The organism is Vibrio sp. 1078-1 (genome assembly GCF_033340475.1).
In genome coordinates this window covers 137,358-152,763 of the sequence record NZ_JAWOWM010000001.1, presented here as the reverse complement: position 1 = coordinate 152,763, position 15,406 = coordinate 137,358, and the positions used below count along the sequence as shown (strand labels likewise).

Here is a 15,406-nt window from a genome sequence, read left to right as displayed (position 1 = left end):
TATGCCGCCAGAGCGTGTTTTTTTGGTTTACTTCGCACTCGGGGCTGGGCGTTTCGACTTACCTTGGAACTGCTTAATGCTCTTCTTAGCATGAGTTCGGCGGTTGGCTTTTTTATCGCGTGGCGCGCGTTTGCTCTCGCCAGTTGATGGCTTATCCGTTACTGGAAAACCAACCAGATCTTGTACTGGCAATGCACGTTGAGTCAGGTGACGAATCGCGTTTAGTGCGTCCATTTCACCATGACAAACCAATGACACCGCCACACCTTGTTCGCCTGCGCGAGCGGTACGTCCTACTCGGTGAACGTAAGTTTCTGCATGCATTGGCAGTTCAAAGTTGATCACTACAGGTAATTGCTCAATGTGAATGCCACGCGCTAGTAGATCGGTGGCAATCAACACCTGAATTTGCCCAGATTTAAACTGCGCCAGTGCTTCTTCTCGCTCATCTTGACTCTTATTGCCATGCAGCGCATTGGTCAGAATACCCGCTTTATTCAGCTTCTTCGCTAAGCCATCGGCGTTCTCTTTCGCACCAATAAAGACTAATGTCTGAGTCCACGCGTTTTTTTGAATCAGTTCAATCAATGCCTTGGTTTTACTGCCTTTGTTGACGAGGTACAGCGTTTCAGCAATATCTTGGTTGGTGCTGTTTTCTTGATGCGCTGCAACTTGCTTTGGTGCCTGCATAAGCAGCTTCGCTTTACCCTTCAACTCATCTGAAAACGTTGCCGAGAACATCGCGGTTTGACGCTGATTGAAGGTTTGCATCGAAATCTTTTGTACGTCAGGCCAAAAGCCCATATCCAACAGACGATCCGCTTCATCCAATACTAGATAATGAACATTGCTCAAATCCAAGCCATTATTTGCTAGGTCAACCAAACGACCAGTCGTCGCGACAAGGATATGAGGATTTGTCGCTAGCGCCTGCTGTTGTTGCTCTTTATCAACGCCGCCACACAAACACACTGCGTTGAGTTCAAGAACTTGACCAACTTGGTTAATTGCTTCACTCACTTGCATTGCCAGCTCACGAGTTGGCACAAGAATCAGCGCTTTTTGCTCTGGATTGACACTCAGCTTTTCCAACAAAGGCAAACCATAAGCAAGGGTTTTGCCGCTGCCTGTATTTGCCAAAGCCAATAGATCTTGACCAGCCAACAGCTCAGGAATGGCCAACGCTTGAATATCGGTCGGTTTCTTGAAATCTTTTGGCAGTGCGTGAATCAGCTCAGAACTCAATGAGAGAGTAGAAAATGGCATTAACGAAAACCTTGTGCTTTGGGTTGAAGAAGCAATAAAAATAATGAAGATGCGGTAAAACGCAGGCGCGGACTTTACCACAATCTGCTAGGTGAACCATCCTATTTTAGGCGCTTAAACCAAGCGGCGCCTATGCAAATCGTCAGAAAACTAAAAAGCGCAAAAAAGCCGTTAGTCTGTACTGCCACAGAGCTAACGGCTAAAAACCCTTGAAGAGAACGCTTCGTCAGCCTTTCACTGCGGCTGAAAAGAAATGTGCAGTTTATTAAAGTACAGCTTTACGATTCGGTAAGAACACTTCACCCAACATACAACGAACCGAGCCACCACCAATAGATTCTATGGTAGAAACGTCGAATGGCAGCAATTTACCGTGCGTTGCCAATTGGTTTCTTTGTGCTGGTGAGAATGCATCGTACGCCGATTGCGACATCGCAATCACCTTGTCGCCGTTGATCGTTTCCAGTTGCAGAATGTTACCGCAGAACTGGTTCATCTGCTCCAGCGAAATTGAGATGACTTGCTTGTCTTTGGCGAGTGACTTCATTACAAAACGACGCTCAAATTCTGGGATCACTTCGTCACAAATCACGCAAAACTGTTCGCCAACCGCCATCATCACATTGGTGTGATAAATCGGCGCACCAGACGGCAAACGAGTTTGGAAAGAAATCACTCGTTCATAGCCAATACGATCGGCGTAATCTTCTAAAACCAGACGATCACAACGTTGTGAGAGTGCGGCATAGACCGTTTTATTTAGGTGGTCAAACACCATCACACCCGTGCTTTCTAAATACGCTTTCTCGTCAAGATATTCAGTTAGACTGCTGCGTCGATGAACCTCTCGCCCTGCTTGCGCTAGTGCTGCCACAAGCGCATCGGGACGTACTTCTTTTTGACGGTTTTCACAGGCCATTGGAAAAGTGTACAACGTGCCATCTGGCGTAGTGCTAAACCAATTGTTTGGAAATACCGCGTCTGGCGTCGCAACATCTGAAGTTGGATAATCAAACTCAACAACTTGAACGCCCTCTTGACGTAGCGTTGCAACCATACTCGCGAACTCGGCCATTACTCGACGTGAGACTTCTTCTTGGCTGAGTGACACTTTATGTTGGAACTCATTATCTTGTGCGGTTTCTTCATTAAAACGAAACTCTTTCGGTGGCACCATCACTACGCAGTTTGCGGTTTGGCGCTGAGCACTTTGCGTGCTTTCTTCTTTCCCATTAGCAAATTGGGTCACTGATTCGTGTAATAGCATCCAATACATTCCTTATCACTAGAATGATGAGATTGTAAATTTATTGTTAACTTCAGTTTTGCTGTTTTGACAATTAATTTAATTGCCCAAAAGTAATTTTTGCTGCATTAAGTTCATTTTTCCCTAAATTTTATTGTCACTTTGCAGGTTTAAGCTTTTATTGCACCGTGATGAACATGATAAGAATTCATCATAAGAATCAGAACCATAGACAATCACACGCATAACCAACTAGTTACATTTAAGAAACAATCGGTTAGACTATTTTTTCGCCCCTCTCGTCAATCGGTCTGCTTTATCGAGGAGCAGGCAAAAAACTCTCATACACGCGGTTTCGTCCAAAGCAGCGTGAATCGATGGATTTAGCCACCCCAAATGGCACTGTTTTAACTTTAGGATGAGTTATGTTTAAACGATTTGAAGGCTTTACAGAGCCGTTCCCCAAATCTACACCGGATCAGCCTCCTTCAGGGATGTTCGCTTTTCTGCGTTATTACACTCGTGGTTATGAAAAGCCTTTGATCATCATGTCTTTGATGGCCACAATTGTGGCTGTTGTTGAGGTAATGTTGTTTGGCGCCATGGGACAATTGGTTGATTGGTTGTCTACCAGCAATCCAGAAACGTTCTTACAAGACAATAAATCGGATTTGATTTTCTACGGAGCCTTATTGCTGGTTGTCATGCCTATATTGGTGATCTTGTACTCGTTGCTCGTTCATCAAACGTTATTGGGCAACTACCCAATGTCTATCCGCTGGCTTGCACACCGGTATTTGCTCAATCAAAGCTTGAACTTCTATCAAGATGATTTTGCAGGTCGAGTCGCAACGAAAGTCATGCAAACCTCATTAGCTGTGCGCGAAACCGTAATGAAAGCTATGGATGTGTTTGTTTACGTTACGGTTTACTTCACCAGCATGATCATTATGTTAGCGACGGCAGACTGGCGTTTGATGATCCCAATGATCGTCTGGCTGCTCGCTTACATCGCTATCCAAATCTATTTTGTCCCTAAGCTCAAAGACGTCGCTTCAGCGCAGGCCGATGCACGTTCGACAATGACAGGGCGTATCGTCGACAGTTATACCAATATTCAAACCGTCAAACTGTTTTCTCATAGCCAGCGCGAAACCCAATATGCCGAGCAAGGCATGAAAGGATTTTTGAATACGGTCTATCGTCAAATGCGCCTAGTGACCGGCTTCGACGTCGCTGTAGAGATCTCAAACTATATTCTGGTCTTTTCCGTTGCTGCTTTATCGATTTACCTGTGGTTGGATAGTGCCATTAGCGTTGGCGCGATTGCGATTGCTGTTAGTCTTGCATTGCGCGTAAACGGTATGTCGATGTGGATTATGTGGGAAGTTGGCGCCCTATTTGAAAACATGGGAACCGTTGTCGATGGAATGAAAACGCTTTCTAAGCCTATTGATATTAAAGATAAACCAGGCGCAAAAGACTTGGTTGTCACTGAAGGAGGCATTCACTTTGATAACGTCAGCTTCCATTACGGTGAGAACAAAGGCGTGATTAGCCATCTCGATCTCAACATCAAACCAGGAGAGAAAGTAGGCTTGGTTGGGCGCTCCGGCGCCGGAAAATCGACTTTGGTGAACTTGTTACTTCGTTTCCACGATGTCGAAGACGGCAGCATTAAGATCGATGGACAGAACATCTCAGAAGTCACACAAGACTCTTTGCGTTCAAAGATCGGTATGGTGACCCAAGATACTTCTCTGCTACACCGTTCAATTCGAGACAATATTTTGTATGGCAATCCAGATGCGACAGAAGAAGATTTGCTGAAAGCCACTAAGCAAGCGCATGCCCATGAGTTTATCGAAACTCTGACCGACCCATTTGGTAATGTCGGATACGATGCGCAAGTTGGTGAACGTGGTGTGAAACTGTCTGGCGGCCAACGTCAGCGTATCGCAATATCTCGTGTGCTACTCAAAGATGCACCATTGCTGGTATTGGATGAAGCAACATCGGCTCTGGATTCAGAAGTCGAAGCAGCGATTCAGGAAAGCTTGAATGAATTAATGCAAGGGAAAACGGTTATTGCTATCGCTCACCGATTATCGACCATCGCACAAATGGATCGCCTCATCGTGCTAGATAAAGGCAGCATCGTTGAACAAGGTTCTCATCAAGAACTCATTGCGAATAACGGCATTTACGCCCAGCTTTGGGCGCATCAAACTGGCGGATTTATCGCTGAAGAACTAGACAATCAACACGCTTCTTAACTAGTGATAAGCTCAATAAAAACGGCGCTTTAAGCGCCGTTTTTTATTTTAATCCATGGCTAGACGCTCATATAGCCATTGTGGTTTCTCATATATGAAACACTCTCCATGATAAAGCTCACACTTTTTCTGCTAATATACCGCCTCGTTGCGTATCCATTGCAATGAACACAATACAGAGTATTGAGCCGTCTTCATTTGTCATTTCACTTTTTGAGAAACAGCTATACTCAATAGATGGCTTAGTTATTATATTAACAATAAGGTAATTAGCTTATGTGTAAATGTGGTTCAATGCAGATCGTACAACTCAAACCAAGTTGGGCTGACAAGCTATTTGGCTACTCAGAAAGATGGAAATGCCAACTTTGTTGTAAGATCTACCGCATCTAAAATTAAAAATAGAATCTTAGTTTTTCTAAGAAAAAGCAGTGGCCCGACAATGATTGTCGGGTTTTGTTTTTCTGAACATTCATTTTTTGTCCCTTCTCTACAAGACTACTCATCACGGCAAAACCTAGCATCTTAATGTGACTTAGGTATAGAATCAGGCCCACTTATTCTTTCCGATATTCATATATAACTGGTCACTATGAACAAAAGTTTGCTAACGAATGTCCTCGCTATCGCTTTGATGGCTGGAGGTCATCAATTACAAAACGACTATCTTTGGTATGCAGGGCTGTTTGCGTTCTCAGGCGCCATCACCAACTGGCTTGCCATCCATATGCTGTTTGAGAAAGTGCCTGGATTATACGGTTCTGGCGTGATCCCCGCGCGATTTGAAGAGTTTAAACTGGCTATCAAAAACTTAATGATGGAACAGTTTTTTACTGAAGCGAACATTGACCGATTCTTGAATAAAGAAATGGCGGGCGGTGTGAACATCGATCTTCAACCAGTAATTGAGAAAGTAGATTTAAATCCAGCATTTGATTCCCTAGTGGAAGTAATTGAAGGCTCTCAGTTTGGTGGCATGCTAGCGATGTTTGGCGGCTCGGAAGCGCTACAACCCATGCGCCAACCTTTCGTCGAAAAGATGCAAGAATCCATCATTGAGTTGAGCAAGAGCGATAACATCAAAGAAGCACTGAAAGAGCAATTCGAATCTCCTGCAATGATGGATGAGATAAAGCAGAACATTGAAGGTATCATCGATCAACGTTTAAGCGAATTAACACCGGCATTAGTTAAAGAAATGGTGCAAAAGATGATCAAAGAACACCTTGGCTGGCTAGTCGTTTGGGGCGGTGTTTTTGGTGGTTTAATTGGCGTTATCAGTACCTTTATCGGGGCATAATCGCTCACCGATTTATTAAAAAAGGAGCTTCGGCTCCTTTTTTAATCGAGAAAAAGTAATATACCAAGCCACGCTAAATAAGGAGGCTCAACACATGCCTCGCCTAACCAAGGAGCTCGGGATTAACACCAAATCCCGTTTTATGTTCTTCTATGACCACTTCACTACGAGTTTGAATCACGCCCGGAAGCGTGCCTAACTTACTCGACATAAACTCCTGATACGCTTTCATGCTCTTAACACGAACTTTTATCATGGTATCGAAATCTCCAGAGAGCGAGTAGCACTCTTCAATTTCAGGCATCAATTCCACCGCTTTCGCAAACTTTTCAAAAATAGAAAAACTGGTTTGGTCTAAACGAATATGGATGAATACTTGCACATCCAGCCCCAACTTTTCCGCATTCAACTCTGCATGGTAACCATTGATATACCCTTCTTTTTCTAGCCGCTTTACACGGTCAGAACATGGAGAAGTCGTTAAGTTAATCAGCTTTGCTAGTTCTACAACCGGAATTCTGCCTCTCGAATGAAGCACTCTCAAAATATGTAAATCAATCCGGTCCAATTGATAACTCATTAACCCGCTTCCTTGTAACCACTTAGAAAGCATCACATTAATCGTTGCTCAAACAATTGCAAACCATCAAATGCACAGCATGTGAAATTCAGCAGAGAATAACCAGAAAACAACGAAGGAGGGAAAGAGCTATGATTATTGCCGCTCACTTAGTAACCGTGATATGAAGAGAAAAAGCAACCTAGCGGCTCCCGCGGAGTCGCAAATTTGAAAGCGCATGACACGCCTGTATAGATATGTCGTTCGGGCAACACTGCCCTATTTAGCCATTAATCATGGCTATCACTCAGAATTAGAGTGCGGCCGATGTATGCCGTGTAGGATGTGGAACAACCTCTCCAATTGCACGATGATTACAACAACGGCAGTAGTATTGAGGCTCCATCTCGTAATAATGTTCACCTGATACAAATTTCGCCATCAGCTGTGTAAAACTCACCATTTTGCCTGTTAACGAGTCAACAGACTGAGGCTCGCAACGCTTCATAATCACTTTATGTTGCGTTGATTTTCTACAAGCTGCGCAATATATATCCGGCATTTCTCTTCTCCCTACTTTTTCGTCCTACTGACAATTGACATATTTTGTTCAAAATAATTCCACAATTAAAAAGCTCCTTTAATTTTTTGTGCCCTATCTTCAAAAAATTGAACGAAAGTATCAAAAAACTGAGACATTGGTCAGACCTCAACTTTTGTACCATCAATATGAGCAAACGTGCTTATGTGTGTAATAATACGACACATTACACATAAGCAATTGTTCGGGCTTATTATTTAGTAAGGCGCATGACAACTACACGCCTGGCTAGATCGAGCTTTCGAGACGCCTTGTTATCTCGATTTACCCCGCAAACCAGTTGCTAGCAGCTATAGCCGTCTCATCAAGGAAGAAATGCATGACGATACAACCGATTCTCACTACCGAAAGACTCGTCCTCCGGCCATTCAATATCGATGACTGCCAACAAGTGGCTTTACTCGCTGGAGATAAGCGAATTGCCGACATGACAGCAAACATCCCTCATCCTTATGAGCGACCGATGGCGCAAGCATGGATAGATAGGCACGATCCGATGTATCAGCAGCATCAAGGCGTGGCGTACGCTATTACCTTGCGAAACACTGGGGAGTTACTTGGTGCAGTGAGTTTACCGCGTATCGAAGAGGGCTACGGTACATTAGGCTACTGGGTTGGCGTGCCACATTGGGGGAAAGGCTATGCATTCGAGGCCTCCAAAGCCTTACTCGAATTTGCTCGAATGCACTTTGAGTTAAACGGAATAACCGTGATGCATTTGGTGGACAATCAGCGTTCTAAATCGGTGATCCAAAAACTAAATATCCCTTACATCGGTGACAAAACATTGCGCATGCAAGGCAAAGAACGAAAGGTTTGTGTCTACCAACTCACGTTCGTCGCTTCTGAATAAAGTCGAGGAATATGTCGGATGATCATCCATGAAACTTCACAAAATCTGTCCAAGAACAACCCTTTCTTGCTAGGAACTGTATTGTTGTCGCTGTTCTATTTTTCCTACCTAGCAGACAAGATCGTCGAGTTTGGACTCGTAGCACTCACAATAATAGGATTGAAACTGCTCTCAACGTACTTCACGCGCCGCGCGTTCAATCCTAAAACGCTAGATATCGATGCAAGCACCAACACCTTGAAGTACCGCCAGGGCTCAACGGTTTACTTCCGTCTACCTCTTGATGACATTGTCAAAGTCCAAATACAGAAAGAGCTCCTCTCTAGCAAAAGTTTGATGCTCTACACAGTCAACGACGCTTACCAAGTGCCGAATTCAGACAATTTCGATTCTCTACAGTTAAAGGATTTAATGAAACAACTTGAAGAGAGAATTGATGATCAATCTCGCTAAAACGAAAAGAGAAGACATTCTAGAATGTTGCCAATTTGGTCTCTAAATAGAAAGACAAAAAAGCCAGCAATAACGCTGGCTTTTCTCTGTATTAGTCTTGTGCGACTTTCACGCGAATTTTGCTTTTTTCTACGTTCGTCAAATTCAGTGCTTCAAGAGCAGAAATGGCTTCTGCTTCGTCCGGCATGATGACAAAACCGAAGCCTTTCGACAAACCCGTGTCTTGATCAAGCACTAGCGAACACAGTTCTACTTTGCCGTACGCTGAGAATAATTTGCGGATATCTTGCTCGGTCATGTGACGAGCCAAGTTTCTTACTAAAAGTTTCATAATGAACCTAGTTGGTTTGATAACGGTTCGATTCTCTCAGTTTCTCTCTGGCAAACCAAGTGAATAATATGACGGCGTTGACTAGATCATTCTAAGTACATCTGTTTAAATGATTTTCCGTTCATTTTTCACCCATAGGAGAGTCGGCATGGAAACGAAACGTCTCAAACTCATCCCTGCTTGTTTAGAACGAGCCGAAGAGGCGCATCAAGCTGTCGTTCGCAGCCAAAAGACTCTCGAAGTCTATCTGCCGTGGGTGCCTCATGTGCTGACATTAGAAGCGATGATAGAAGGGACAGAGAAAGCCATCGCAAACTTTGAAAACTTCGAAGAAGAGCTGCGTTACTACATCATTGAAAAAGGAAAGCGATCGCTTACTGGGTGCGGTCGGCTTGATGATTCGAGATCCCGACGTACCATCCTTTGAGATAGGTTATTGGTTAGATGATGCTGCCGTTGGCAATGGTTATGTTGCCGAGGCTGTGCTCGAAGTTGAGCGCTATGCGTTTGATGACTTGGGTGCCAAGAGAATCGCAATTCATGCTGATAGCACCAACCAAAAGAGCCGGGCTGTAGCCGAGCGCTGTGGTTATGAGTTCGAAGGAGAGCTCAGAAACGAACGTCTTACCACATCGGGAGAGCTGAGTAACACCGTTATTTACGCCAAAATTCGTCGCGACTAACACTCCAATCTAACCGAGCAATGCTAAGCTTTGATCTCAAGCTACCACCATTAACGTTAATTAAGTTTCAGATAAAACAAAGCCCGCTAAAATAGCGGGCTTTGTGTTCATATACGGGAAGTTACTAGTCTAGTTCAACCAGTTTTTTCTCGAACGACTGGTGTTGGTCTAACACGTCTTGCGCAGCACCACCCGTTGCTTTACTTACCACAATGATGGCAAGCGTAGAGAAGATGATGCCCGGTACGATTTCGTACACATCAAACCAACCGCCAGTTAGCTGCTTCCAAACTACGATAGTGATACCACCAACAAGAATACCTGCTAACGCGCCGTTACGGTTCATACCGCTCCAGTAAAGGCTAAGTACAACCGCAGGACCAAATGCCGCACCAAAACCAGCCCAAGCGTAAGATACAAGACCAAGTACTGAGCTATCAGGCGTCATCGCTAGGAATAGCGCAACAAGCGAAATAACGATAACACCGATACGACCAATCATTACGATTTCTTCAGAAGACGCTTCTGGCTTGAATACTTGCTTGTAGAAATCTTCTGCAAGCGCTGAAGATGAAACAAGGAGCTGTGAGTCAGCGGTACTCATTACCGCCGCTAGGATTGCTGCTAATAACATACCCGCAACGACAGGGTGGAATACTGCGTTAACCAATAGCATGAAGATCTTCTCGCCGTCTTCTAGTTGAGTACCCGGATGACCCGTAACCCAAACCAGACCAACAAGACCAACAAGCATTGCACCAACCATAGATAGTGCCGTCCAAATCACTGCGATACGACGTGCAGTCGTTAGATCTTTGTTTGAACGAGACGCTTTAAAACGCGCTAGGATGTGTGGCTGACCAAAGTAACCAAGGCCCCACGCCGCTAGAGAGATAATGGCAATCGCAGACAATGGTTCGCCTTTCGCGTCATTCCATAGCGTTGCAAGTTCTGGGTTGATGTCATGTAGATCAGAACTTAGCTGACCTAAACCACCGTCCATTACCGCTATAGGAACAATCATTAGCGCAGCCGCCATTAGAAGACCTTGCACTAAGTCAGTCCAAGATACCGCTAGGAAACCACCGAATAGTGTGTAAGAAACGACACACACCGTGCCGATGATAACAGCGTAGGTATAATCTAGACCGAATACCGTCTCAAACAGTTTGCCCCCTGCGACCAAACCTGAGCTGGTGTAGAAAAGGAAAAATAGAAGAATGAAAAACGCAGAGATTGTCTGAATCAGTTTCGACTTATCGTTGAAGCGACGTGACAGGAACTCTGGCAACGTTAGCGCGTCAGTTTGGATACTGTAGGTACGAAGGCGTTTTGCACTGATGAGCCAGTTTGCCCATGTACCAAGAAGTAGACCGCCGGCTAACCAGAAGGCCTCGATACCCGCAGCGTACGCATAGCCAGGCAAGCCTAGCAGCAGCCAACCACTCATGTCTGAAGCACCTGCAGATAATGCAGCAGGCCACGGACCTAGGCTACGGCCACCTAGGAAGTAGTCAGATGAATTGGAAGTCCTCTTATACGCGTAAACGCCAATAGCAACCATAATCAGTAAATACGCCACAAAAGTGGACGTGATAGCAAAGCTATTTTCTATCATTAGATAGTCCTCGTTATAATTATTTCCTTCCTTGCCTGCCCTGATATTTTACCGTCTCAGCAATACATCAGAGTATAAAAAACCAATCTGGACCGGCTCTCAGTCCAGTTACTCCAGATTGGCATTACAAGTCAGGTTAGTGAGTTTCGTTCCCCAACTCGAGTAGAGTTGCGTTACCACCCACCGCGGTAATATTTATCGTTCGAGTGCGCTCAGTAATGAAGCGCAACGAGAGATGAGGATCATGAGCCAATTTCGGTGACTCTAAATCCGTTTCAGAAACTAAGCCGACGATTGCACCGTCACGCTTAGCTAGTTGAAGATTGAGCGCATGCTCAATCTGTGAACGCCCAACATAACCCACACTACGTACATCGCTCTCAAGCAACGGGGCAGACGCATCGTACGCAACAACCTGGACTAAGTTAGATGGGAAGTTTGCCAACGCTACAGCTTGCTTAACCAATTGGTTTAGCTCTGCATTGTCACTGCAAACGACCACACTGTTGCCTGCAATTAAGGCACAGGTGATCATCGCAAAAGCACTGTATAACGCATTATCAGCAGGCTCGATGTTGTTTTCACAAATCACCAAAGCCACACCGCGTCCTGCGGCATACAGTTCGTTAGTTTCCCCTGTAGGGCCAACTAACTGGTGAGTTTTTGCAAGAAGAGCTGATGCTTGTTGCAAGTGGTAAGAAACCACCTTGGCAACGGTAGACTGCTGCCCTTCTAGTGCAGATTTAAATGCCAGAACATGCTCGCATTTGTAATCAAAATCAGTCAGATTCCACTGCTCCCACGCAGAGAATGCATCTTTAAAATAGGTGATCTGATGAACCATAATGCGACTCCTTATGCGTTTTCTGCTTGAGCAAGAAGATGTTGAGTAAAGCGGAATAGGTAGTGTGGACCACCAGCTTTCGGGCCAGTACCCGACAAGCCTTGACCACCAAACGGCTGTACACCAACCACAGCGCCAACTTGGTCTCGGTTGATGTAGCAGTTACCTACTCGAGCATGTTTCTCAATCCAACGGTACGTGGTTTCGTTACGGCTATGGATACCCATCGTCAATCCAAAACCCGTTTTGTTGATCTGCGCAACCACGTTCGGTAATTCAGACGCTTTAAAGCGAACAATGTGCAAGATTGGACCAAATTGTTCTTCTTTCAGCACATCGATGCCCGAGATTTCAAACGCACTTGGTGAGACAAAGTCACCATGCTGGCACGATTCATCCAGCTGTAGCTGAGCGACTTTAGTCTGTGTTTTGCTCATTTGCTCAAGGTGAGCGAGGAGTTTTTGTTTTGCATTGCTGTCGATAACCGGACCAACATCTGTTTTGTGTAGGTAAGGTAAACCAACATGCAGTTCATTCATCGCACCCTGAATCAGGTTGATCATACGGTCTGCTACATCTTCTTGTACAAATAGAACACGAAGGGCAGAACAACGCTGACCAGCAGATGCAAACGCCGAACGAATCACATCACGCACCACTTGCTCTGGCAATGCAGTACTGTCCACAATCATTGCGTTTTGGCCACCTGTTTCCGCAATAAACGGAACTGGTTTCGCGCTGCGCTCCGCGAGCGTAACGTTAATGCGTTGCGCCGTTGCCGTTGAGCCAGTGAATGCCACACCAGCAATAGCATCATGAGAAGTCAGTGCATGACCGATCTCAGCGCCGCGACCAGTAAGTAACTGAATCACACCTGCAGGGAAGCCAGCATCAAGCATTAGTTCAATAGCGCGAGCGGCAATTAAGCTTGTTTGCTCAGCAGGTTTTGCAACCACTGTGTTACCCGCAATCAGTGCTGCCGTCACCTGACCAAGGAAGATAGCCAACGGGAAGTTCCAAGGGCTAATACACACAAACACACCAAGACCTTCACGGCTAGAAATGCGTTTCACACCATCAAAGCCTTCTAGCTCAAATGGCTGTAGGTTTTGCGCTTGTTTCGCGTAATAACGACAGAAATCCACCGCTTCACGAACTTCATCAATGCTATCGTGAATCGTTTTACCCGCTTCTTTGTGACAAATCGCCACCAGCTCAGCCAGGTTTTCTTCCATTAAGTCAGCAAGCTTTTCTAAACAAGCCGCTTTTTGCTCAACAGGAACGGTTTTCCAATCAGAGAAAGCAGTTTGCGCCGCATCAATTGCAGCGGAAACGTGATCAAGAGTTGCAAATGCCACTTTGCCGACTTCAATTCGGCGATCGTATGGTGCGGTGATGATCTCAGCCGCATTTTCCTTGATCATGCTTTCGGCAAAGCGTTCACCATTGATCATCGGGCCTGCAACCCACTGGTTGTCCATGAAGCTTTCGACCTGAGCTTCAAATGGCTTCGCTTCACTGTCGATGTCGATGTTGACGCCATATGAGTTCTTACGCTCAGGGAAAATGTCGGCAGGTAATGGGATCTTGTCGTTGTGTAGCGTGTCAAAACCCGTCAACACATCCACAGGGTGATGGGTCAACTCGTAAATTGGACAACGCGCATCAACTAGACGGTGTACAAACGAGCTGTTCGCACCATTTTCAAGCAGACGACGAACCAAGTACGGAAGAAGATCAGCATGACTACCGACAGGTGCATAAATACGTACTGGCTGACCGTACATTTTCATAACATGGTTATACAGTGAATCACCCATACCATGCAGGCGCTGGAACTCGTATTCTTTGTGCTCCGCCATGACAGCAATTGCCGTCACCGTGTGAGCATTGTGGCTTGCAAATTGTGGGTAGATATTACCGCGAACACCTTCGCTAAGTAGGAAACGAGCACAAGCTAGGTATGCAACGTCCGTCGCTTCTTTGCGAGTGTATACTGGGTAATTTGCATAACCCGCTTGTTGAGACCACTTGATTTCGCTGTCCCAGTACGCGCCTTTAACCAAACGCAGAGGAATAACGTCACCTTGTTCTTTTGCGAGTGCATTTAGCCACACCAAGACTGGTAGCGCACGTTTTGAGTAGGCTTGAATAACCAAACCAAACTTGCCCCAACCCTTCACAAGATCGCTACGGTATACTTTCTCAAATAGCTTCAGGGAAAGCTCAAGGCGATCCGCTTCTTCTGCATCGATTGTGATTGCAACGTCGACTTCAATAGCACGTTTTAGTAGTTGCATTAGTGAGTCATACAACTCTGTCATTACACGTTCTTCATTTGCGACTTCGTAGCGCGGGTGTAATGCAGAAAGCTTGATGGAAATCGAAGGCGCAGGGCTGGTGTCGTTACCGTAAGTCTCGCGACCCACCGCTTCGATCGCCATTAGGTAATCTTTGAAGTACTTGTTCGCGTCCGCTGTCGTTAACGCCGCCTCACCCAACATATCAAACGAGTAGGTGAAACCTTTGTCGCGCATTGGGCGACCGTTCTTCTGCGCTTCTTCTATCGTACGACCACGAACAAACTGGTGACCCATGATCTTCATTGCCTGATACATGGCTTTACGAATCACAGGCTCAGAGAATTTATTTACCAGACGGTTTACAGCCTGACCTGGGCTCTGGGTGCCTTGCTCACCAAGACCAACCACTTTACCTGTTAGCATGAGGCCCCATGTTGATGCGTTAACAAACACAGAGTCAGAGTTCTTCAGGTGAGATTTCCAGTCTGCGACACTCAACTTATCTTTAATCAAAGAATCTGCTGTCGCGGCATCTGGGATGCGCATTAATGCTTCTGCAAGACACATCAGCAAGATACCTTCTTGAGTATCTAAGCTGTATTCCAGCAATAAAGCATCAATCATCTGGATTGACTTCTTATCGGCACGAATGGCTTCGATAAGGTGGGTCGTTTGGGTAGTGATCGCCGATTTTTCATCCTCTGTCGGCGTCGCTAGTGGCAATAGTTGCTCTAGCCATTGAGACTCGTCCACCATATATAATGGCGAGATCAGTGACCACAACTTATCAAGCGGCTGCCCGATAAATTCCGGTGTCAACACGTTCGTAGCTGTAAACATGTGTGTTCCTCAATCTCACTCCTCGAAAACCGCTTCGAGGATTATCAATGGCTGGCAGTGTATTTTGAGGCCGATAAGAATACTTGTCAAAAACTACGACATTTTTGCCAAAAACTCGCTTTTATAACAAAACATCCACATAGTCACATTCAAATAGGTAATATTTTGTGTTGTAAATTTTAATTTTTTCATTGCATTCACAACAAAATATCAAGAATATCAATAAGATTTTT

Annotated in this window: 12 protein-coding genes and 1 pseudogene; 5 read left to right on the top strand and 8 right to left on the bottom strand. The window is 45.2% G+C overall.

What is annotated here, in order from left to right:
* Positions 1-27 precede the first annotated feature (27 nt).
* Complete coding sequence (locus R7190_RS00725; RefSeq protein ID WP_186585571.1) at positions 28-1,266, bottom strand: DEAD/DEAH box helicase; 1,239 nt, start codon at positions 1,264-1,266, stop codon at positions 28-30.
* Positions 1,267-1,531: 265 nt separating this feature from the next.
* The gene (locus R7190_RS00720) at positions 1,532-2,533 is read right to left on the bottom strand and encodes an arginine deiminase-related protein (protein WP_053350139.1); all 1,002 of its coding nucleotides are present in this window, start codon (positions 2,531-2,533) and stop codon (positions 1,532-1,534) included.
* A 404-nt stretch (positions 2,534-2,937) separates the two neighbouring features.
* Between R7190_RS00720 and R7190_RS00715 the strand changes: the two genes are divergently transcribed.
* Together R7190_RS00715 and R7190_RS00710 are read left to right on the top strand one after the other, a co-directional pair.
* Positions 2,938-4,788 carry an ABC transporter ATP-binding protein gene (locus R7190_RS00715; RefSeq protein ID WP_005374597.1) on the top strand — a complete coding sequence of 617 codons (1,851 nt, stop codon included), beginning with the start codon at positions 2,938-2,940 and terminating at the stop codon, positions 4,786-4,788.
* A 592-nt stretch (positions 4,789-5,380) separates the two neighbouring features.
* Entirely contained in the window at positions 5,381-6,088 is a 708-nt protein-coding gene (locus R7190_RS00710) for a DUF445 domain-containing protein (protein WP_005374596.1), read from the top strand.
* Between the two features lie 103 nt (positions 6,089-6,191).
* Here R7190_RS00710 and R7190_RS00705 read toward each other — a convergent pair whose 3' ends face one another.
* Entirely contained in the window at positions 6,192-6,668 is a 477-nt protein-coding gene (locus R7190_RS00705) for an Lrp/AsnC family transcriptional regulator (RefSeq protein ID WP_005374595.1), read from the bottom strand.
* 292 nt (positions 6,669-6,960) lie between these two features.
* The gene (locus R7190_RS00700; RefSeq protein ID WP_005374593.1) at positions 6,961-7,209 is read right to left on the bottom strand and encodes a hypothetical protein; all 249 of its coding nucleotides are present in this window, start codon (positions 7,207-7,209) and stop codon (positions 6,961-6,963) included.
* 358 nt (positions 7,210-7,567) lie between these two features.
* Here R7190_RS00700 and R7190_RS00695 point away from each other — a divergent pair, with 358 nt between their 5' ends.
* Positions 7,568-8,101: a GNAT family N-acetyltransferase gene (locus R7190_RS00695; RefSeq protein WP_085569453.1), complete on the top strand. Its 534-nt coding sequence runs from the start codon at positions 7,568-7,570 to the stop codon at positions 8,099-8,101.
* Positions 8,102-8,119: 18 nt separating this feature from the next.
* Positions 8,120-8,554 (top strand): hypothetical protein, encoded by a 435-nt coding sequence (locus R7190_RS00690; RefSeq protein WP_186585570.1) that lies wholly within the window; start codon positions 8,120-8,122, stop codon positions 8,552-8,554.
* Positions 8,555-8,645: 91 nt separating this feature from the next.
* On the opposite strand, the gene R7190_RS00685 is transcribed toward R7190_RS00690, so the two are convergent.
* Positions 8,646-8,885, bottom strand: a complete 240-nt coding sequence (locus R7190_RS00685) for an RNA recognition motif domain-containing protein (RefSeq protein ID WP_005374587.1) — start codon at positions 8,883-8,885, stop codon at positions 8,646-8,648.
* A 148-nt stretch (positions 8,886-9,033) separates the two neighbouring features.
* On the opposite strand from R7190_RS00685, the pseudogene R7190_RS00680 reads away from it, so the two are divergent.
* Positions 9,034-9,568: pseudogene (locus R7190_RS00680) on the top strand (GNAT family N-acetyltransferase).
* A 124-nt stretch (positions 9,569-9,692) separates the two neighbouring features.
* Here the strand turns inward: R7190_RS00680 and putP are convergent.
* The 3 genes from putP to putA form a co-directional block, all read right to left on the bottom strand.
* Positions 9,693-11,186: a sodium/proline symporter PutP gene (gene putP / locus R7190_RS00675; protein WP_005374582.1), complete on the bottom strand. Its 1,494-nt coding sequence runs from the start codon at positions 11,184-11,186 to the stop codon at positions 9,693-9,695.
* Between the two features lie 136 nt (positions 11,187-11,322).
* Positions 11,323-12,030: a 1-pyrroline-5-carboxylate dehydrogenase gene (locus R7190_RS00670; protein ID WP_186585569.1), complete on the bottom strand. Its 708-nt coding sequence runs from the start codon at positions 12,028-12,030 to the stop codon at positions 11,323-11,325.
* An 11-nt stretch (positions 12,031-12,041) separates the two neighbouring features.
* A complete protein-coding gene (gene putA / locus R7190_RS00665; RefSeq protein WP_158173300.1) occupies positions 12,042-15,173 on the bottom strand; it encodes a bifunctional proline dehydrogenase/L-glutamate gamma-semialdehyde dehydrogenase PutA in 3,132 nt (1,043 codons plus the stop codon).
* Positions 15,174-15,406 lie beyond the last annotated feature (233 nt).